The sequence below is a fragment of the Burkholderia sp. PU8-34 genome, assembly GCF_053427725.1.
Genome location: NZ_JBSAXC010000014.1, coordinates 66,704 through 85,858 on the forward strand (window position 1 = coordinate 66,704; position 19,155 = coordinate 85,858).

At 65.9% G+C, this 19,155-nt stretch carries 17 protein-coding genes; 6 read left to right on the plus strand and 11 right to left on the minus strand.

What is annotated here, in order from left to right:
* The first annotated feature begins 94 nt into the window (after window positions 1-94).
* Window positions 95-817, plus strand: coding sequence for a FadR/GntR family transcriptional regulator (locus tag ACV22Z_RS26975; protein ID WP_448079329.1), 723 nt, complete (start codon window positions 95-97; stop codon window positions 815-817).
* Window positions 818-1,136: 319 nt separating this feature from the next.
* Here the strand turns inward: ACV22Z_RS26975 and cynR are convergent, their stop codons facing one another.
* The gene (cynR, locus tag ACV22Z_RS26980; RefSeq protein ID WP_448079330.1) at window positions 1,137-2,042 is read right to left on the minus strand and encodes a transcriptional regulator CynR; all 906 of its coding nucleotides are present in this window, start codon (window positions 2,040-2,042) and stop codon (window positions 1,137-1,139) included.
* A 393-nt stretch (window positions 2,043-2,435) separates the two neighbouring features.
* On the opposite strand from cynR, the gene ACV22Z_RS26985 reads away from it, so the two are divergent.
* Complete coding sequence (locus ACV22Z_RS26985) at window positions 2,436-3,635, plus strand: MFS transporter (RefSeq protein ID WP_448079331.1); 1,200 nt, start codon at window positions 2,436-2,438, stop codon at window positions 3,633-3,635.
* Window positions 3,636-3,700: 65 nt separating this feature from the next.
* Here the strand turns inward: ACV22Z_RS26985 and ACV22Z_RS26990 are convergent, their stop codons facing one another.
* From ACV22Z_RS26990 to ACV22Z_RS27005, 4 genes are all read right to left on the minus strand, one after another.
* Window positions 3,701-4,759, minus strand: coding sequence for an L-idonate 5-dehydrogenase (locus tag ACV22Z_RS26990; protein WP_448079332.1), 1,059 nt, complete (start codon window positions 4,757-4,759; stop codon window positions 3,701-3,703).
* An 11-nt stretch (window positions 4,760-4,770) separates the two neighbouring features.
* Window positions 4,771-5,727: a 2-hydroxyacid dehydrogenase gene (locus tag ACV22Z_RS26995; protein WP_448079333.1), complete on the minus strand. Its 957-nt coding sequence runs from the start codon at window positions 5,725-5,727 to the stop codon at window positions 4,771-4,773.
* 71 nt (window positions 5,728-5,798) lie between these two features.
* A complete protein-coding gene (locus ACV22Z_RS27000; protein ID WP_448079334.1) occupies window positions 5,799-7,268 on the minus strand; it encodes an MFS transporter in 1,470 nt (489 codons plus the stop codon).
* A gap of 341 nt (window positions 7,269-7,609) precedes the next feature.
* The gene (locus tag ACV22Z_RS27005) at window positions 7,610-8,383 is read right to left on the minus strand and encodes an SDR family NAD(P)-dependent oxidoreductase (RefSeq protein WP_448079335.1); all 774 of its coding nucleotides are present in this window, start codon (window positions 8,381-8,383) and stop codon (window positions 7,610-7,612) included.
* Between the two features lie 151 nt (window positions 8,384-8,534).
* On the opposite strand from ACV22Z_RS27005, the gene ACV22Z_RS27010 reads away from it, so the two are divergent.
* Window positions 8,535-9,443: a LysR family transcriptional regulator gene (locus ACV22Z_RS27010; protein WP_448079336.1), complete on the plus strand. Its 909-nt coding sequence runs from the start codon at window positions 8,535-8,537 to the stop codon at window positions 9,441-9,443.
* Between the two features lie 266 nt (window positions 9,444-9,709).
* Here ACV22Z_RS27010 and gap read toward each other — a convergent pair whose 3' ends face one another.
* Window positions 9,710-10,720: a type I glyceraldehyde-3-phosphate dehydrogenase gene (gap, locus tag ACV22Z_RS27015; RefSeq protein WP_006476940.1), complete on the minus strand. Its 1,011-nt coding sequence runs from the start codon at window positions 10,718-10,720 to the stop codon at window positions 9,710-9,712.
* Between the two features lie 89 nt (window positions 10,721-10,809).
* A complete protein-coding gene (gene tkt, locus ACV22Z_RS27020) occupies window positions 10,810-12,882 on the minus strand; it encodes a transketolase (protein ID WP_448079422.1) in 2,073 nt (690 codons plus the stop codon).
* A gap of 233 nt (window positions 12,883-13,115) precedes the next feature.
* Between tkt and speE the strand changes: the two genes are divergently transcribed.
* The 3 genes from speE to ACV22Z_RS27035 all read left to right on the plus strand — a co-directional run bounded on the left by speE (window position 13,116) and on the right by ACV22Z_RS27035 (window position 15,362).
* Window positions 13,116-13,973 carry a polyamine aminopropyltransferase gene (gene speE, locus ACV22Z_RS27025; RefSeq protein WP_448079337.1) on the plus strand — a complete coding sequence of 286 codons (858 nt, stop codon included), beginning with the start codon at window positions 13,116-13,118 and terminating at the stop codon, window positions 13,971-13,973.
* Window positions 13,974-14,139: 166 nt separating this feature from the next.
* Window positions 14,140-14,556, plus strand: a complete 417-nt coding sequence (locus ACV22Z_RS27030; protein ID WP_448079338.1) for a VOC family protein — start codon at window positions 14,140-14,142, stop codon at window positions 14,554-14,556.
* Window positions 14,557-14,594: 38 nt separating this feature from the next.
* Window positions 14,595-15,362, plus strand: coding sequence for a 16S rRNA (uracil(1498)-N(3))-methyltransferase (locus ACV22Z_RS27035; RefSeq protein WP_448079423.1), 768 nt, complete (start codon window positions 14,595-14,597; stop codon window positions 15,360-15,362).
* 77 nt (window positions 15,363-15,439) lie between these two features.
* Here ACV22Z_RS27035 and ACV22Z_RS27040 read toward each other — a convergent pair whose 3' ends face one another.
* From ACV22Z_RS27040 to ACV22Z_RS27055, 4 genes are all read right to left on the minus strand, one after another.
* On the minus strand, window positions 15,440-16,276 hold the full coding sequence (locus ACV22Z_RS27040; protein WP_448079339.1) for a hypothetical protein: 837 nt from the start codon (window positions 16,274-16,276) through the stop codon (window positions 15,440-15,442).
* 101 nt (window positions 16,277-16,377) lie between these two features.
* Window positions 16,378-16,821, minus strand: a complete 444-nt coding sequence (locus tag ACV22Z_RS27045) for a hypothetical protein (RefSeq protein ID WP_448079340.1) — start codon at window positions 16,819-16,821, stop codon at window positions 16,378-16,380.
* Window positions 16,710-18,173, minus strand: coding sequence for a hypothetical protein (locus ACV22Z_RS27050; RefSeq protein WP_448079341.1), 1,464 nt, complete (start codon window positions 18,171-18,173; stop codon window positions 16,710-16,712). Before ACV22Z_RS27050 ends, ACV22Z_RS27045 begins: the two co-directional genes overlap by 112 nt.
* Before the next feature lie 137 nt (window positions 18,174-18,310).
* Entirely contained in the window at window positions 18,311-19,069 is a 759-nt protein-coding gene (locus tag ACV22Z_RS27055) for a hypothetical protein (RefSeq protein WP_448079342.1), read from the minus strand.
* Window positions 19,070-19,155 lie beyond the last annotated feature (86 nt).

Below are 19,155 nucleotides of genomic sequence, written 5' to 3' on the forward strand. Positions count from 1 at the left end.
CCGGCCCCTTCCGCCCCGTCCTGCGGCGCCGGATCGCCGGACGAATCGTGACTTTCCCGTAGGCCGGCGGTGCACCGCGCGTGTGCGGATTACAATGCCGGTCAGACCGGCCATCGTTCACATCATGAAAAACGTTCCGCACACCGTGACCGACGCCGCCATCGCGACGATCCGCGACCGGATCGAGGCAGGCGTGTATCCGGTCGGCAGCCTGCTGCCGGCCCAGCGCCAGCTCTCCGAGGAGCTGGAGATCAGTCGCGCGTCGCTGCGCGAGGCGCTGTCGACGCTCGAGGCACTCGGGATGCTGCGTATCCGCGCGGGCAAGGGCGTCTACGTCGAAAGCGCGCAGGCAACCACCGGCCATGCATGGCGGTTCGCCGAGCAGTCGTCGCTGCCCGACACCTACCAGATGCGCTACGCGCTCGAGGGCTTCGCCGCGCGGATGGCCGCGCGCGTCGTCACCGACGACGACATCGCGTGGTTCGAGGACAACCTCGCCGAGCTGCACGTGACGCTGACCGAAAACGAACTCGACGACGCGTCGCAGCTCGACTTCGAATTCCACATGCGGATCATCAATCTCGCCGGCAACGCGGCGATCGAATCGATCCTGCGCAGCAGCGCCGACATCATGAAGGAAAGCCAGCGCATGCCGTTTTACCGGCGCGAGCTGCTGTTCTCGACGTGGCACGAGCATCGCGCGATCGTCGATGCGCTGATCGCGCGCGACCCGGACGCCGCCGGCGTGGCGATCGAGGCGCACATCTCGAACGCCGCGCAGCGCGCGGGCGTGTTCTTCCCGACGCCGGGCGCCTGAGCTGCGGAGCGGCCGGCCTTTCCGCCTTTCCGCCTTTCCGCCTTTCCGCCTTTCCGCCTTTCCGCCTTTCCACCTTTCCGCCTTTCCGCCTTTCCGCCTTTCCGCCTTTCCGCCTTTCCGCCTTTCCGCCTTTCCGCCTTTCCGCCTTTCCGGCGGTTCCGGCGGTTCCGGCGGTTCCGGCGTTCTTCAGCCTGTCCGGTCTGAGCGGTCGCTCCGGCGTTTCCGTTCTTCTGTCGGGCGCCCGGCCGCCAGCCTTCCCGCCCTGCGGCGCGAGTCCCCGCGGTTCGTCGCGTCGCGCCGCCGTCCGGCCGACGTTCGCCTACGTCCGCTTGTGTCCGCGCGCCTGCGCGTCGCCATGCGCGAGCGTGCGCTCGACGAACGCGCGCGCCGCGACACTGCGGTACGCGCCCTTGCGCGTCAGCAGCGCGGCCGTGCGCTTTGGCAGCGGCGGATCGAGTTCCAGCGCGCACAGATCGCCGCTCGCCCACGCGATCGCGTCCGGCAACACAGTCGCGAGGCGGCCGCGCCGCACCATCTCGAGAATTGCGTTGATCGCGTTCACCTCGATCGCGATGCGCGGCCGCGCGCCGTGATCGACGAAATACTGGTCGATGCTCGCACGCGTCGCGAACGCACGGCTCAACAGGATCAGCGGCTCGTCGCCGAGCTCGGCCGGCGTCAGCGCGCGGCGGCGGCGCGCGAGACGGTGCGTGCGGCCCGCCACGAGCACGAGCGATTCGTCCCATAACGGCGTCACGTCGATGTCCGGCAGCCGCGCGGGCATGAATGCGAAGCCCGCGTCGAGCCGGTCGTCGGCGAGCAGTGCCTCGATCCGCTCCTGCGGCATCGCATCGATCGTCAGCGCGACGTTCGGGTACGCGGTGCTGAACGCATCGACGAGCGAGCCGATCAGGTACGCGGTGAAGGTCGGCGTCATCGCAAGCCGCAGCGACCCGCTGCTCAGGTCCGCGACGTCGTGGACCGCGCGCTGCCCGGCGTCGAGTTCGTGCAGCGCCGCGCGCGCATGGCGCGCGTAGGCCTCGCCGAATTCGGTGAGCCGCACCGCGCGGCCCGAGCGGTCGAACAACTGCACGCCGAGCTGATCCTCGAGCTGGCGGATCTGCTGCGACAGCGTCGGCTGCGACACGTGCAGCACCTCGGCCGCGCGCGTGAAATTGCGCTGTTCGGCGACGGCCAGGAAATAGCGGATGTGGCGAAGGAGCATCGCTGATCAGGTATTGGTGAAACCAATAGAAATCATAGCAAGCCAGTCTTGGACGCTATGGCATGACATCCGCATCATACGCACATCCGTGCCGGCGAATCGCGCGTGCCGCCCGCATCGGGGCAGCCCGCGCGGGTTCACCCGGCCCGCGCCGCCGCAGCGGCAGCTCACCCGTCCACCGCCGATCGGCTGCCCGACGCTCACGCCTGCCGCCCGACACGCCGGACCGGTGCCCGACGCCAACGCCTGCGGCCCGACACGCCGGACCGACGGCTCGACGCCGCCGCCTGCCGCCAGACACGCCGGACCGGCTGCTAGCCACCGGTCCGCCTCCTGTAACCCACGCCACCCAACGGCGGCAACCACCGAAGCGCGCCGCCACTTTCCGGATCCATGAAACCGCACCACGACACCCACCCCACCCTGACGCGCGGCATGACGCTGCTGTTTGCCTGCGCATGCGGCATCGTCATCGGCAACATCTATTACGCGCAGCCGCTTCTCGCCGCGATCGCGCACACCTTCGGGCGCGCGCCGGCCGAGCTCGGCTTTCTCGTCACGCTCACGCAGCTCGGCTATGCGGCAAGCCTGCTGCTGATCGTGCCGCTCGGCGACGCGCTCAACCGCCACACGCTGATCGTGCGGTTGCTTGTGCTGAACGTCGTCGCGCTGGCGGCCGTCGCGTGCAGCACGAACTTCCATGCCTTCATCGCCGCGAACATGGCGCTCGGCTTCGTGACCTGCTCGACGCAGCTCCTGGTGCCGTTCGCCGCGTCGCTCGCCGACACACGCACGCGCGGCCGTGCGGTCGGCACGGTGATGAGCGGCCTGCTGCTCGGCATCCTGCTCGCGCGCGTCGCGGCCGGCGCGGTGGCCGACTGGCTCGGCTGGCGCGCGGTCTACGCGATCGCCGCGCTGATGGTGCTGGGGCTGACCGGCGTGCTCGCCGTGAAATTGCCGAAGGATCGCCGCGAGGCGCAGGTCGATTACCCGGCACTGATGAAATCGCTCGCCGCACTCGTGCGCGCGCAGCCGCTGATCGCGTTGCGCTCGGCCTACGGCGCGCTCGTGTTCGCATGCTTCAGCCTGCTGTGGACGGGCCTCACGTTCCTGCTGAGCCAGCCGCCTTACGGCTACACGGAAGGCCAGATCGGCCTGTTCGGCGTGGTCGGCGCGGTGGGCGCGCTCGCCGCGACGTCCGCGGGACGGCTCGTCGACCGTGGGCACGGCAACATGGCGACCGGCCTGTTCGCGGCCGTGGTGCTCGCATCGTTCGCGCTGATCGCGGCCGGCGCGCACTCGCTCGCCGCGCTGATCGCCGGAATCCTGCTGCTCGACGTCGGCGTGCAGGGGATGCACATCTCGAACCAGAGCGTGATCTATGCGCTCGCCGGCAACGCGCGCAGCCGCGTGACGACGATCTACCTGACGAGCTATTTCATCGGCGGCGCGTTCGGGTCATTCGCGGCGAGCGTCGCGTTCGGCGTCGACGGCTGGCGCGGCGTGTGCGTCGCGGGCGCGGTGCTGGCGGGGCTGCTGATCGCGCTGTGGGCCGCGTCGCAGCGCGTCGGTGCGCCGCAGGCGACGCAGTAAGCCGGCCACCGTGCTCCTGCACCCGCGCTTATGGCCACGGCGCCGGAAATGCGGCCATCACGCCATCACGCCGCCGCGTCCGCGAAATCGATCAGCACCTTCATCGCACGCCGCCGGTCGCCCGCGAGTTCGAACGCACGGTGCGCGTCACGCATCGGGAACACGCCGGTCACGGCCGGCCGCAAATCCACCCGCCCCGCGTTGATCAGCTGGACGGCCAGCGCGAACTCGGCGTGGAAGCGGAACGACCCGCAGATCGACAGCTCCTTCGCGACCACGACGTTCTGCGGCAGGCTCACGTCGCCGCCGAGCCCGAGCTGGACGACGACACCGCGCGGCCGCATCACGTCGAGCCCGTCGCGCAGTGCGCGCGCGTTGCCCGAGCACTCGATCATCACGTCGAACGTGCCTTTGTCCGCGGCGTGGCGCGCGACCCACTCCGTATCGGTCGCGGCGTTGATCGTGCGATCGGCGCCGAGCGCGCGTGCGATCGCGAGCGGCTCGTCGACGACATCGGTGGCCACCACTTCGGCCGCGCCGTGCGCGCGGGCGGCGGCCACCACGAGCGCGCCGATCGGCCCGCAGCCCGACACCAGCACGCGCCGGCCGATCAGCGGACCGGCCCGCGACACCGCATGCAACCCGACCGCGAACGGCTCCGCGAGCGCGGCGAGCGACAGCGGCACGTGGTCCGCGACCTTCACGCACTGGTGGGCGTCGCACACCAGCGCGTTGCGAAACGCGCCCTGCACGTGCGGCATCCGCATCGCGCTGCCGTAGAAGCGCATGTCGAGACACTGGTTCGGCAGGCCCTCGGCGCAGTACCGGCAAGCCCCGCACGGGCGGCTCGGATTGACGGCGACACGATCGCCAACCTTCACCGACGTCACGTCCGGCGCGACCGCGGCCACCGTGCCGGCCACCTCGTGACCGAGCACCATCGGCTGCTGCAGGCGCACCGCGCCGAAGCCGCCATGCCGGAAGTAATGCAGGTCGGATCCGCAGATGCCGCCCATCGCGACGTCGACCCGCACCTGGCCCGGGCCGATCTCGCCCGGCTCCTGTTCCTCGAGCCGCAGGTCGTTCGGCCCGTGGATCACCACACACATGCAGCGCATACGCATGACGGTTTTCCTCAGACGACAGGGGTGAGCAACGGCGCGCCGGCGAAGTGCGCGTGCAGGTTGTCGCGCACGAGCCAGCCCATCGCCTGACGCGTCTCGACCGTGCCGCTCGCATGATGCGGCTGCAGCAGCACGTTCGGCAACGCCGTGAAGCGCGGGTCGATGTGCGGCTCGTTCCAGAACACGTCGAGCGCCGCGCCGGCAATGGCCCGTCGCTCGAGCGCGTCGAGCAGCGCGGGCTCGTCGACGGTCGTGCCGCGCGACACGTTCACGAGATAGCCGCGTGGCCCGAGCGCGTCGAGCACGCGCGCATCGACGAGACCGCGCGTCGACGGCCCGCCCGCGAGCGTCACGATCAGCAGGTCGCACCAGCCGGCCAGCTCGGCGAGATCGCCGAAGAAACGGTGCGGTGTGTCGTCGCGCGACGCGACATCGAAGTAGCCGATCTCGACGTCGAACCCCGACAGCCGCCGCGCGAGCGTCGCGCCGATCCGGCCGAAGCCGACGATCCCGACCCGCTTCCCGTACAGGCGCGTGACGAGCGGCATGTCGCCGTCCCGCCACGCGCCCGAGCGCACGTACGCATCGCCGGCGCCGATCCGGCGCAGCAGCGCGAGCGCGAGCCCGACGCCGAGATCGGCGACGTCGCCCGTCAGCACGTCGGGCGTGTTCGTCACGCGGATGCCGCGCGCGCGCGCGGCGGCAAGATCGATCGCATCGGTGCCGACGCCGTAGCACGCGATGATCTCGAGCTTTGGCAGCGCAGCGATCAGCGCCGCGTCGGCGCCGAGATCGCCGCGCGTTGCGATCGCACGCACGCTGGCGCCGTGCTCGGCCAGATAGGCGGCGCGGTCGTGCGCTTCCCACAGCCGGTGAACGTCGTAACCGGCGTCGAGCCATTCCGTATCCCACGGCTGGTAAGGGCCGGTCATCAGCAGTCCGGGCCGGGGGTTCGATGCGTGCGCCATTTGCGCTGCTCCTGTCGAGGTGAGAGAGAGGAAGGTGTCGGGTCCGTCACGGCGACGCGCGAGGCGGCGGCTCATGCATGCCGCGCGACAGCGTCACCGGCGGGCGCGATTGACGAATCGGCCGCGTCGACCGCGTCGAGCGGATCGTCGAGGTCGCGATTCAGCGTTTCCGGCATCCGCGACGTGGTGAACAGCGTGATCACCGTCAGCACGGCCAGATACGCGGCGATCGGCAGCCACGCGCGCACGCCGGCCGCGTGGTCGCCGCCGTGCAGCGCAATCACCGTCGCGATGATCGTCGCGCCGACGAGCGGCGCGATGCCGCCGGCGAGCACCGCGGACACCTCGCGCGAGAACGACACGCCCATGTAGCGGTGCCGCGCGCCGAACAGTTCGGGCAGCAGCGCCGCCTGCGCGCCGAGCATCCCCCAGTTCGCGAAACCCTGCGCGACCGAGATCGCGATCACGCTCGCGACCACATTGCCCTGGCTGAAGATCCACCACACCGGAAACGCGAGCGCGAGCTGCAGCCATGCGAACGAGCGGTACACGCGCACCCGGCCGAAGCGGTCGCTCAGGCGCCCCGCGAGCGGCACCGTCGCGGCGCCGACCGTTGCCGCGCACACCAGCGCGAGCGCGCCGATCGGCCCCTTCATGCCGATCACGCCGGCGAGATAGCTGATCGCGAGCGCCTGGTAGATCGACGAGCCGCCGTTCTCGGCCATCCGCAGCCCGATGCCGATCAGCAGCGAGCGCTTCGAATGCGCGACGACGCTCTTCAACGGGTTCGCCGCAACCTGCGCGCGCTTTTCGAGCCGCACGAAGGTCGGCGACTCGTGCAGCCGCATCCGCATGTAGATGCCGACGCCGACGATCGCCGCGCTCAGCAGGAACGGCACGCGCCAGCCCCAGCCGTCGGTCACGCGGCCGATGTTCGCAAGCAGCACGAAATACACGGCGGCCGCGAGCACGGTGCCGAGCTGGATGCCGAGAAACGGCAGCGACGCATACCAGCCGCGCCTGCCGGCCGGCGCGTATTCGGTCATCAGCACCGCCGCGCCCGCCTGCTCCGCGCCGGCGCCGAGCCCCTGCAGGATGCGCAGCAGCACGAGCAGTGCGGGTGCCCAGTAGCCGGCCGTCGCGAAGGTCGGCAGCACGCCGATCAGCGTGCTCGCGATGCCCATCAGCAGCACGGTTGCCGTCAGCACGAACTTGCGGCCGATGCGGTCGCCGAGCACGCCGAACACGACGCCGCCGAGCGGCCGCACCGCAAAGCCGACGAAGTACGTGCCGAAGCTCGCGATCAGCCGCATCTCGGCGGTTTGCGCGGGGAAGAACAGCGGCCCGAAGACCAGCGCGGCCGCGAGCGTGTACAGCGCGAAGTCGTAGTACTCGAGCGCGCTGCCGAGCGAGCAGGTCCACGCGGCGCGGTTCAGCTGTTTCTCGTCGACCTCGCGCCGCGCGCCGGTGTCGGCGGCCGTGCGGGGATCCGTTGAGGGACGCGTATCGCGTTTGGCGAGCGGCGGGGAAATACGGGCCATCGTTGTCTCCTGTCGGCCAGAGTTAGCGCTTCAGCGCTTACTCTGGCCCCATGCTTCGCGGTCGGCCGGAATTGGCACTTCAGCACATTCCGGCGCCATGCTTCGCGGTCGCCCCGAATCGGCGCTTCAGTGCCTTCTCCGGCCACCTGCAAAGCTGTCTCCGTTGCGGATCCCGGCTGCGCGGACGCGGCCGGGGCATCGGCCCGCTCGTGCGGCGGGCTCTGGAATTCGGGCGCATTGATTCGCGTGCATCGATTCGGGTGCATGACGTCGATGCAGGTTGCCGCCGCCTGCCCGCAGCGCCCCGTGCGCGCAGGCGGAAATTCGAAAGCGCGGGCCCGTCAGACGGCGCTCGTCAGCCCGCCGTCGACGAACAGCGTCTGGCCGTTCACGAAATCGGACGCCGCCGACGCGAGGAAGATCGCCGCGCCGCACAGCTCGTCGACGCGCCCCCAGCGGCCGGCCGGCGTGCGCTTGCACAGCCAGTCGGAAAACGCGGGATCGTCGACCAGCGCGCGGTTCAGCTCGGTCTCGAAATAGCCGGGCGCGAGGCCGTTGGCCTGGATGCCGTGCCGCGCCCAGTCCGCGCACATGCCCTTCGTCAGCATCCGCACCGCGCCCTTGGTGGCCGCATACGGTGCGATCGACGGCCGCGCGAGCTCGCTTTGCACCGAGCAGATGTTGATGATCTTGCCGCGCCCGCGCGCGATCATGTGCCGCGCGACGGCCTGCGCGACGTTGAACACGCCGTCGAGGTTCACGCGCATCAGCGCATGCCAGTCGTCGGGATCGAATGCGTCGAGCGGCGCGCGGCGCTGGATGCCGGCGTTGTTCACGAGGATGTCGATCGCGCCGACGCGCGCCTCGGCATCGTCGATCGCCGCGCGCACCTGGCCATGGTCGGCCACGTCGAACACCGCGTAGTCAGCGGCGAAGCCCTCTTCGCGGAAATGCCGCGCAAGCGACGCTGCCTTGTCCTCATTACGATCGTTGATGACGATCGCCGCACCCGCCTCCGCCAGGCCGCGGGCGAGCGTCAGCCCGATCCCGCGTCCCGATCCGGTAATCAGCGCGCGGCGGCCGTCCAGGCGGAACTGGTCAAGCGCGTTCGTCATGTGTGTCTCCTCGTGCCATTCGAGCCGGCCGCCCGTCGCAGCCGGCCTCGCGTTGACCTTATCTTCGGCGCGCGGCCCGGTGCCGCGCCAATGGTCTTTTTTGATGTGGTTATCATGGAATCTGATCACCGGATTCCGGATTGCGACGCCCATGGAACTCAAGCAATTGCGCGCGTTCGTCACCCTTGCGGAAGAACTGCATTTCGGGCGCGCCGCGCAGCGCCTGTTCATCGTGCAGCCCGCATTGAGCATGCAGATCAAGGCGCTCGAGGAAGAACTGGGCGCACGCCTGTTCGAGCGTGACCGGCACAAGGTCGAACTGAGCGACACCGGGCGCGTGTTCCTGCCGGAAGCGCGGGCGACGCTGCAGCAGGCCGCGCGCGCCGAGCAGCTCGCGCGGCTGTCGAGCCGCGGCGAGATCGGCACGCTGCGCATCGCGTTCGTGTCGTCGGTGCTGCCGACTTTGTTGCCCGCGGTGCTGCGCGTGATGCGCGCACGTTATCCGCTGATCACGCTCGAATTGAAGGACATGCCGACGCCCGACCAGGTCGCGGCGCTACGCGATCGCCGGATCGATTTCGGGATGATCCGGCTGCCGGCCGCGTATGCGGGCATCGACACGCGCGTGGTGCTCGAGGAAGGGTTCGTCGTCGCGCTGCCGCTCGAGCATCCGCTCGCCGCGCGGGACAGGCTTGCGCCGGCCGACCTGCGCGGCCATCCGGCGTTCGTGCTCGCGCGGCGCTATGCGCCCGGCTTCCACGACGACATGCTGCTCGCGCTGAGCCGCGCGGGCACGACGCTCGAGATCGCGCAGGAGTTCGGCGAGTTCACGACGATGCTCGCGCTCGTCGCGGCGGGGATGGGTATCGGACTGATCCCGGCGGAAGCGGCGAGCGCGCTGCCGCCGAACGTGCTCGCGCGGCCGCTCGACCTCGGCGACTACCGGACCGGCATCGGCCTCGCGTGGACCGACCTCGACAACCCGCTGAAGCGCGCGTTCGTCGACGCGCTCGAACAGGTGACCGCGGCGGCGCCGCACGCGCCGGACACGGAGCGCTGACGGCGATGCGGCCACTTGCACCGGACGCGGAGCGCTGACGGCGACGCGACCACTTGCACCGGACGCAGAGCACTGATGGCGGCGCGGCAATGGCGCAACGACGCGGCCGCTGACATCGCCGGCCGCCCGCCGCCTGCGGCAACAAAAAAGGTTCTTCACGGACGAGCGCGAAGAACCAATAAAAAGGCCCGGCCGGCATGAAAGCCGGGCCGGGCCCGATCGCGATCGACACCGGCCGCCTCGCGGCGGCCGTGCGTCGTGCGGGATTACTTCGCGTTCGCGAACGCGATTGCCGTATCCAGCATGCGGTTCGAGAAGCCCCACTCGTTGTCGTACCAGCTCGACACCTTGACGAGACGGCCCGACACCTTGGTCAGCGTCGCGTCGAACGTCGACGAAGCCGGGTTGTGGTTGAAGTCGATCGACACCAGCGGTGCGTCGTTGTAGCCGAGGATGCCCTTCAGCGCGCCTTCCGACGCTTCCTTCATGATCGCGTTGACTTCCTCGACCGTCGTATCGCGCTTCGCGATGAACGACAGGTCGACGATCGACACGTTGATGGTCGGGACGCGAATCGCGTAGCCGTCCAGCTTGCCGTTCAGTTCCGGCAGCACGAGGCCGACCGCCGAAGCAGCGCCCGTCTTCGTCGGGATCTGGCTGTGCGTGGCCGAACGCGCGCGGCGCAGGTCTTCGTGGTAGACGTCCGTCAGCACCTGGTCGTTCGTGTACGCGTGAATCGTCGTCATCAGGCCGGTTTCGAGGCCGATCTTGTCGTTCAGCGGCTTGACGAGCGGCGCGAGGCAGTTCGTCGTGCACGATGCGTTCGAGATCACGGTGTGCTCGGCCTTCAGCACGTCGTGGTTCACGCCGTAGACGATCGTCGCGTCGACGTCCTTGCCGCCCGGCGCCGAGATGATCACCTTCTTCGCGCCGCCCTTCAGGTGCGCGCTCGCCTTTTCCTTCGTCGTGAAGAAGCCCGTGCATTCCATCACGACGTCGACGCCCAGCTCGCCCCACGGCAGTTCGGCCGGGTTGCGGTTCGCCAGCACGCGGATCTTGTCGCCGTTGACGACCAGGTAGTCGCCGTCGACCGACACTTCGCCCGGGAACTTGCCGTGCGCGGTGTCGTACTGGGTCAGGTGCGCGTTGGTCTTCGCATCACCGAGGTCGTTGATCGCGACGATCTCGAGATCGTGCTTCTTGCCGTTTTCATAGAACGCGCGCAGCGTATTGCGGCCGATGCGGCCGTAGCCGTTGATTGCGACGCGGATCGTCATGGTCTATCTCCTGATGGCTGAAAAAAATTCGTTTCGTGCAGCTTCACGGTGCGGCGCGCGCGTGGGGCACGGGCGCGCCGCGAATGCTTTTAGGCCAGCACGGCCTTGGCCGTCTCGACGACCTTGTCGACGGTGAAGCCGAAGTGCTTGAACAGCACGCCGGCCGGCGCCGATTCGCCGAACGTGTCGATCCCGACCACGCCGCCCTCGAGGCCGACGTACTTGTGCCAGAAGCTCGTCACGCCCGCTTCGATGGCGACGCGGCGCACGCCGTGCGGCAGCACGCGCTCGCGGTACTCGGCGTCCTGGCGGTCGAACACCGTCGTCGCCGGCATCGACACGACGCGCGCGGCGATACCCTGCTGCGCGAGCGGCTCGATGGCCTTCATCGCGAGTTCGACTTCCGAGCCCGTCGCGATCAGGATGATCTTGCGCGCGACGATCTCTTCGTCCCACTCCTTCAGCACGTAGCCGCCCTTCTCGATGTTCGCGATCTGCGCATCGGTGCGCGGGTTGAACGCGAGGTTCTGGCGGCTGAAGATCAGGCTCGACGGACGATCCGCGGCGATCGCGTGGGTCCATGCGACGGCCGTCTCGACCGTGTCGGCCGGACGCCACACGTCGTGGTTCGGGATCAGGCGCAGGCTCGACACGTGCTCGATCGACTGGTGCGTCGGGCCGTCTTCGCCGAGGCCGATCGAGTCGTGCGTGAACACGAAGATCGACGGTACCTTCATCAGCGCGGCGACGCGCAGCGCGTTGCGGCTGTAGTCGGAGAACGTCAGGAACGTGCCGCCGAACGGCTTGTGGCCGCCGTGCAGCGCGAGGCCGTTGATCGCGGCGCTCATGCCGAATTCGCGCACGCCGTAGTTGATGTGGTTGCCCAGCGCAACGCCCGGGCCTTCCGGATTCGCGCGAACCGCCTTCGACGCCTTCCAGTTGGTCAGGTTCGAGCCGGTCAGGTCGGCCGAGCCGCCGAGCAGTTCGGGCAGCGCCGCCGCGAGGCCCTCGATCGCCTGCTGCGACGCCTTGCGGGTCGCGACCGTTTCAGCGCGCTCGTTCGCGCCGGCGACGATCGCCGCAGCCTTCGCAGCCCAGTCGGCGGGCAGCTTGCCGGCCATCCGGCGCTCGAATTCGGCCGCTTCCGCCGGATACTTCGCACGGTACTGCGCGAACGCGGCGTCCCAGTCGGATTCGCTGCGCTGGCCCGCTTCCTTCGCATCCCATGCCGCGTAGACTTCCTGCGGAATCACGAACGGCTCCCACTTCCAGCCGAGCGCTTCGCGCGTCTTCGCGATTTCTTCCGCGCCGAGCGCAGCGCCATGCACGTCGTGGCCGCCCGCCTTCGTCGCCGCGCCCTGGCCGATCACCGTCTTGCAGCAGATGATCGTCGGCTTGTCCGACAGCTTCGCCTTCGCGATCGCCGCGTCGACCGCGTCGACGTCATGGCCGTTCACGTTCGGGATCACGTTCCAGCCGTACGCCTCGAAACGCTTCGGCGTGTCGTCGTGGAACCAGTTGACGACGTCGCCGTCGATCGAGATGCCGTTGTCGTCGTACAGCGCGATCAGCTTGTTCAGCTTCAGCGTGCCCGCGAGCGAGCAGGCTTCGTGCGAGATGCCTTCCATCAGGCAGCCGTCGCCGAGGAACACGTACGTGTGGTGATCGACGATCTTCGCGCCGTCACGGTTGAACTCGTCGGCCATCAGCGCTTCGCCGAGCGCCATGCCGACCGCGTTCGCGAGGCCCTGGCCGAGCGGGCCGGTGGTCGTTTCGACGCCCGGCGTGATCCCGTATTCCGGGTGGCCCGGCGTCTTCGAGTGCAGCTGGCGGAAGTGCTTCAGCTCTTCCATCGGCAGGTCGTAGCCGGTCAGGTGCAGCAGCGCGTACAGCAGCATCGAGCCATGGCCGTTCGACAGCACGAAGCGGTCGCGGTCCGCCCAGTGCGGGTTCGCCGGATTGTGCTTGAGATGGCGCGACCAGAGCGCGACGCCGATTTCGGCCATGCCCATCGGCATGCCGGGGTGGCCGGAGTTCGCTTGCTGGACGGCATCCATCGCGAGCGCGCGGATCGCGTTGGCCATCAGGGTGGTGGAGGCGGGAGACGAAGTCGTCATGTCGAGTCCGGAGAACGAGTCGGGAAAACGGGGCACGTGCGGTATCCGGAAGCTCGCGGGCCGGCCGCTCCCGGCGCACAGTGCGGCGCCAGACGGACGCGATAGCGGACGGAGCCAACGGACGAGGCTGCAAAGCTCGTCATTTTAGCAGAACGGCCGGCATTTCCCTTCCGGGCGGTCAGCGTTCCGGCACCGATTTTCGTCAAACTTCCCGCCCGCGATGTCCCGCCTTCTATAATTCAAAAATTGGAACCGCCCCCGCCTCGCGCGGCCTGCCCGTGAGCACGACGCTTCTCTTCCATCCGACGCCCGACTCCACATACGGCTTCCCGCATGCGCGGCGGCTCGCACACGTCGCGTCGCCGCACCAGCAGATCGAGGTGTGGGAAACGCCGCAGCTCGGCCGCCTGTTCACGCTCGACGGCCGGCCGATGACGTCCGTCGGCGACGAATACATCTACCACGAGTGCATGACCCACCCGGCCGCGCTCGCGCACCCGGCGCCGAGAAAGGCGCTCGTGCTCGGCGGCGGCGACGGCGGCGCGGCGCGCCAGTTGCTCAAGCACGCGTGCATCGAGCGCATCGTCGTCGCGGAGCTCGACGACGAGGTCGTCGGCATGGCGCGCCGCTTTCTCGACGACGTGCACCAGGGCGCGCTCGACGACCCGCGCGTCGAGGTCGTGATCGGCGACGCCGCGCACTTCGTCGAGTCGACCGTCGAACACTTCGACCTCGTCGTGTTCGACCTCACGCCGCCCGATTCGCCGGCGGCCGGCCTCTACACGCGCGACTTCTACGCGCATCTGAAGCGGATCCTGACGCCGTGCGGCGCGATCACGATGCATCTCGGCTCGCCGGTGTTCCACGCGCCGCGCATCGCCGCGCTGCTCGCCGACCTGCGCGCGAGCTTCGCGGTCGTCGATCCGCTGTCCGCCCATGTTCCGCTGTACGGCTCGGTGTGGCTGATGGCGATCGCGAGCGACACGCTCGACGCGGCGTCGCTGTTCATGCACGACATCGAGGAACGTCTCGCCAATCGCGGCATCGAAGGATTGCGCTACTACGACGCGCGGCTGCACCCGGCGCTGTTCGCGCTGCCGCGCGCGCTGCGCGATACACTGGGCGTTCGCCGCTGAGGCTTCGCGCCGTCGCGGCGCACCGCTGTTTCGTCGCGGCTTCGCACGGGATCAGCGTGCGAAGCATGAGGCCGAAGCAAGCGCCAGTGCACCACCCGCTTTGCATCGAACCGGAGCAAGTGCCGAAGCACTCGCTCCGGTCGACATCTGATCGACAGGAGATTTCATGACCGATCCACGTCCGGCCAACGTGCCTTGGTTGACGCCTTATCTGGCCGTGCGCAACGCGCGCGCTGCAATCGATTTCTTCAAGGCCGCGTTCGGCTTCGAGCTGCGCGACGTGCTCGACGAGGATGGCGCGATCATGCACGTCGAGATGGTCTACCGCGGCCAGCTGATCGTGATGTTCGCGCCCGAAGGTGCATTCGGCTCGACCGCGCGTACGCCGAAAAGCGCGGGCGAAACCGCGCCGCAATCGTTCTATCTGTATGTTGACGACGTGGACGCCACCTGGCAGCGCGCGCTCGATGCCGGCGCGAAGTCGCTGACCGCGCCGCAGGATCAGTTCTGGGGCGATCGCTTCGCGCAGATCGAGGACCTCGACGGTTACCGCTGGGCGCTCGCGCGCCGTCTCGACGCATGAGCGGAGCCGCTGCACGCATGAGTGAAGCCACCATCCGAATGAACGAAGCCACCACCACCGCGGCCGTGCCGCGCTTTTTCGTCGACGCGGCGCTGCGCGTCGACGCGATGCTCTCGCTGCCCGCCGACGTTGCGCGCCATGCGCAGGTGCTGCGGCTGCAGCCCGGCGACGCGCTCGCGCTGTTCGACGGCACGGGCGGCCAGTACCGTGCCCGGCTCGTCGAGATCGACAAGCGCAGCGCGATCGCGCAAATCGACGCGTTCGAGCCGACCGAGGCCGAGCCGCCTTACCGCGTGACGCTCGCGCAAGGGATCGCAGGCGGCGACAAGATGGATTGGGTGATCGAGAAGGCGGTCGAGCTCGGGGTCGCGGCAGTCGCGCCGTTGACGACGTCGCGCGGCGTCGTGCGGCTGTCGGGCGAGCGTGCGGAGAAACGCGTCGCGCACTGGCGCGGCATTGTGCGCGCGTCGTGCGAACAGTGCGGACGCAACCGTGTGCCCGAGGTCGCACCGGTGCTCGGCTTCAACGCCTGGCTCGATACGCTGACGGCCGCGCCCGTCGACGGCGAACTGCGGCTGCTGCTTTCGCCGCGCGCGAGCATCCCGTTCGCGTCGCTGCCGGATGCGCCGCCCGCCGCGCCCGTCACGCTGCTGATCGGACCGGAAGGCGGATTGTCGCCCGACGAGGAAAACGCGGCGCGCGCGCACGGGTTCACGGCGCTGTCGCTCGGCCCGCGCGTGCTGCGCACCGAAACGGCCGGCGCCGCGGTGCTCGCGGCGTTGGCGGCGCGCTGGGGAGGGTGGTGATGCGCGTCGGCACGGCAATGCGAACCGGTTCCGTCCAACCCCCGCGCGGAGGCATTGCCCCCTTCGGATAATACCGATCACGGCTTCATATTCATCGGCTGAATATCGATCAGTTGACTCTCTTGTAGCGCCGACGCTATAGCGTCGACGTTTTTCGCATCGTAAGGAATAGACGCGGATTCCATTTGCAATTTGCGATCGGGAGAAGCCGCTGCAACCGCTTTGAGCAACGGGCTTCGGTATCTCAGGTTCATCATCAGTGCACTGCTCTGCGCGGCTGTAAGCGGGACACCGTGATTCCGGCGAACAGCTGCGTCCACGACGTCATTCCAGCCCTGGATGAATGCGCCCGCGTCGATCCGGATATTCAGCGCAACCAACTGCCCCATCCGCTCCATGGGGGTGCCGGCCGACTCGCGCATTGCACCGAATGCCTTCCTCACGTCGTCGTCGTACCTTGTTCGCCAAGCCATGAATCCGAGAGCGAATACCATGTTGTCCGGCAATATGTCTTCGTCGGACACGACGTCATAAATACGACGAGAAACCTGATCTGCAACGAACGACGGCGTAAACACCCATGTGCTGCCTACTCGCGTTGCACCAAAGGATCGCCTTTGGCTCGGTTCGTCGGTCGAGTCGATCGAAATTCGCTTCAGCAAGCCAGAACGGACAAGTTCGTTCAGTTGCCCGGTCAAGGCAGGCGAACCCTGCGCTGCGTTGGCAAATACCTTGTACTGCTGCTCTGTGGATCGCCGACGCAAATCATTCAGAATACTTTCGATCGAAACACTCGAGGATTCGGCACTCGGCATACGATGTTGTGAATCTGCGGCCGTGGCCGCCAAAGGCAAGGCAACAAAGCAATGCGCCAACACCCGGACTCGCGCACCAAACTTATTAACGTAGTTCATTTTTACTCCACGAAATCGCGTTGTTATCTTTGGAAGGAGCCCATGCAGGCGCATCATCGATGCGTGCCGTGACGTCAATCTTTTCGCACATGATCAATCACTCAGAATGACATGGCCCACCCTGAGGAACCCCACGACGGAGTAATGGGCCCCTTGTAGCCCCAGCTGCTGCCACCGCTGATATAAACCGTGGCATTCGAGATCCACTGTCCGTCACCGCTATATTGCGATTTCGCGGTCATGTAGCCGGATGCGTTGTAATTGCTCGCCCAGTACGTGCCGTCGTTGTTGTAGGCGTACTTCGTGAATTCGGTCAAAGCGCCCGTCGTCGTGTTGTAACGATCCATTTCGACCTGGCGTCCGGCATTGTCGAAGAAAGCGCGCTCGTATAACTTTCCACTCGAAAATTTGTAATAGTCGTGGATGATGTTGTTTACGCCAAACAGCGCCGCCGTTTCATAGGAACCGTCGAACGTTCGAGCGATGTAGCTCTTGTCGATCGAGAATTCGTACTGCTTCGTTTTGGCACCGTTGTTGTAGAACACATACTTCGTATTGAAACCGCTGTCTGCGAGCCGTCGGCACTGAACACGTATTTCTTGGAGGTTCCGTCGAGACTGAATTCGTACTGTTGAGTTTTCTTGCCGTTCGACGCGTAGAAGATGTCGTGTGTCTTGAAGCCGTTCACGTCGAACAGCGCGTACTCGACCATCTTGCCGTTCTTGTCGAACACGGCGGCCGTCTGCGATCCGTCGACGCTGAACACATATTTCTTGGTGGTTCCGTCGAGGCTGAATTCGTACTGTTGGGTTTTCTTGCCATTCGACGCGTAGAAGATGTCGTGTGTCTTGAAGCCATTCACGTCGAACAAGGCGTATTCGACCATCTTGCCGTTCTTGTCGAACACGGCGGCCGTCTGCGAACCGTCGACGCTGAACACGTATTTCTTGGTGGTTCCGTCGAGGCTGAACTCATATTGTTGCGTCTTCTTGCCGTTCGACGCATAGAAGATGTCGTGCGTCTTGAAGCCGCTGGCATCGAACAATGCGTGCTCGACCATCTGGCCGTTCGTACCGAACAGCGTCGCGGTATTCAGGCCGTCGCCGTCGTACTTGTTCGTTTGGCGCTCACCGTTCGAAAAGGTCAACGTCGCGGATTCTATGAGCCCGGTGGATGAATTCAGCGAGTATTCGACGTCGACGACGGGCGCTTTGGACAAGCGCATTGGCTCCGCGCCGTCAAGCGGCTTGCAATACTCGAAGTAGATCTGGTCAGACATTCCCCACGGTTTCGTTCGTGCAATGTAGCTTCCCGCCACCCGGATCATCACCTGCTCCAGCTCTTCCGCCGGCATCTTTCCGACGTTCGCGTCGTAAATCTTGTTGAGCGAGCCGTTGAGGTCGAACCCGGGTGCGGTGGGGTAGTCCGGACTGTCTCCTAGCACGGCGATCGGCGGACCACCTTTCTCGAGAATTTCGCGGGCAACTCTCCAATTGTTATAGGCTGCATCCCCCTCCCTCGCGATACAAACCATCGCAGCGATGTCGCGATCGGTCTGGATGGCCGACGCGTACTGCTTTTCTCTAGCCTCGTTGCGCGCGTCGTAGAAATAGTGTCCGATTTCGTGGCTCAAGACACTCACGAAGAGCCACGGCTCAAGCTCGTCGTAGGTTTTTCCTTCAAGGTTGCCAAATGTTATTATCTTTTCGCGAATATCCCAAGCCATCCCTTGACGGCCATTATCGATCAAAATTGGCTTGACTTTCTTACCGACAACATCCTGACTATATTGAATCAACTGTCCTACGAGAATAGGACTTTTATTGATCAATTCGATCACCCCTTGCGTCAACTTGATGTTCTTAAAAATTAATTCTTGACCAGTGATAAACGACATAATTTTTTATCCCTCAAGTTATTTCAACGAGCAACAGCTTTGCAAAGGCAGCGCGCAGCACATACGATACCGCTCAATGACAACACCCCGCCAATCACAAATCAATCACTGCACATTTCCCATAGCCAACATATTTCTCACCTCCCTAAATTTCCCTGACGAAGCCCAATTCTAGAAAGACATCCACTTCGGTAAAATCCAAAATACGACTCAATCGCCCCCTCTTGCGCAAGGTACAGATAATCCCATCCATCCCCGTGGCTTCTTGGATAACGACGACTCTCCCCAAACACATCAATCAAGTCCTTCGACGAAACACATATAACCCCTGTATTAATAGAAACTCCAACCCGAGTCCTCCTCGGCGAACCATCCGACGGAAGCAGCATCGAATAGTCCATTTCGCCCCTCCCCTTTCTATACTCCTTTCCTGATGAAACGACCCTTAACGTAACGTCATAACCCAGCCGAACCGCTCCATCATTGATATAAACATCCCCCTCACTCTCCACAACGAAGTCAACTCTCAACCACCGAGAGACACTCGGGACATCAGCCAGATCATTAGCGTCTACAATTTTTTTGATGTCGTGCAGAAAGTCCCGTTCCTCACGCGCTGGCATTTGATCGACAGGGAAAGGCGCACAGGCGGATAACAAAATGGCTGACAGAACGCCAACCCCGACCGTCTCTCTGAACTTATTCTTTATCTTTTTAACAAACCAACTTACCACTCTGGTAACTGATATTGATTGATCGACCACATTAACCGAGAGCAATATCGACAACAACATCCTAATCTGCGCCTCTTGATATGCATTCCAATTACGAAGCGATATGACATCCATCACCTTCGCAAGAGCACCGATAACATCTTTGGTTTCTTTTGCCGACATCGTCCATCTCCTTTTCCGCACCCAAACACCGGCAACTCAGCCATTAATTTCGCGCCAATCGCCCCCCCGAATCAACCGGAAGCCTA

Excerpts from the sequence above, each read along its gene's own strand:
- ACV22Z_RS26975 (WP_448079329.1), top strand. The coding sequence starts at position 95 with ATGCCGGTCAGACCGGCCATCGTTCACATCATGAAAAACGTTCCGCAC.
- cynR (WP_448079330.1), bottom strand. The coding sequence starts at position 2,042 with ATGCTCCTTCGCCACATCCGCTATTTCCTGGCCGTCGCCGAACAGCGC.
- ACV22Z_RS26985 (WP_448079331.1), top strand. The coding sequence starts at position 2,436 with ATGAAACCGCACCACGACACCCACCCCACCCTGACGCGCGGCATGACG.
- ACV22Z_RS26990 (WP_448079332.1), bottom strand. The coding sequence starts at position 4,759 with ATGCGTATGCGCTGCATGTGTGTGGTGATCCACGGGCCGAACGACCTG.
- ACV22Z_RS26995 (WP_448079333.1), bottom strand. The coding sequence starts at position 5,727 with ATGGCGCACGCATCGAACCCCCGGCCCGGACTGCTGATGACCGGCCCT.
- ACV22Z_RS27000 (WP_448079334.1), bottom strand. The coding sequence starts at position 7,268 with ATGGCCCGTATTTCCCCGCCGCTCGCCAAACGCGATACGCGTCCCTCA.
- ACV22Z_RS27005 (WP_448079335.1), bottom strand. The coding sequence starts at position 8,383 with ATGACGAACGCGCTTGACCAGTTCCGCCTGGACGGCCGCCGCGCGCTG.
- ACV22Z_RS27010 (WP_448079336.1), top strand. The coding sequence starts at position 8,535 with ATGGAACTCAAGCAATTGCGCGCGTTCGTCACCCTTGCGGAAGAACTG.
- gap (WP_006476940.1), bottom strand. The coding sequence starts at position 10,720 with ATGACGATCCGCGTCGCAATCAACGGCTACGGCCGCATCGGCCGCAAT.
- ACV22Z_RS27030 (WP_448079338.1), top strand. The coding sequence starts at position 14,140 with ATGACCGATCCACGTCCGGCCAACGTGCCTTGGTTGACGCCTTATCTG.
- ACV22Z_RS27035 (WP_448079423.1), top strand. The coding sequence starts at position 14,595 with ATGAACGAAGCCACCACCACCGCGGCCGTGCCGCGCTTTTTCGTCGAC.
- ACV22Z_RS27040 (WP_448079339.1), bottom strand. The coding sequence starts at position 16,276 with ATGAACTACGTTAATAAGTTTGGTGCGCGAGTCCGGGTGTTGGCGCAT.
- ACV22Z_RS27050 (WP_448079341.1), bottom strand. The coding sequence starts at position 18,173 with ATGTCGTTTATCACTGGTCAAGAATTAATTTTTAAGAACATCAAGTTG.
- ACV22Z_RS27055 (WP_448079342.1), bottom strand. The coding sequence starts at position 19,069 with ATGTCGGCAAAAGAAACCAAAGATGTTATCGGTGCTCTTGCGAAGGTG.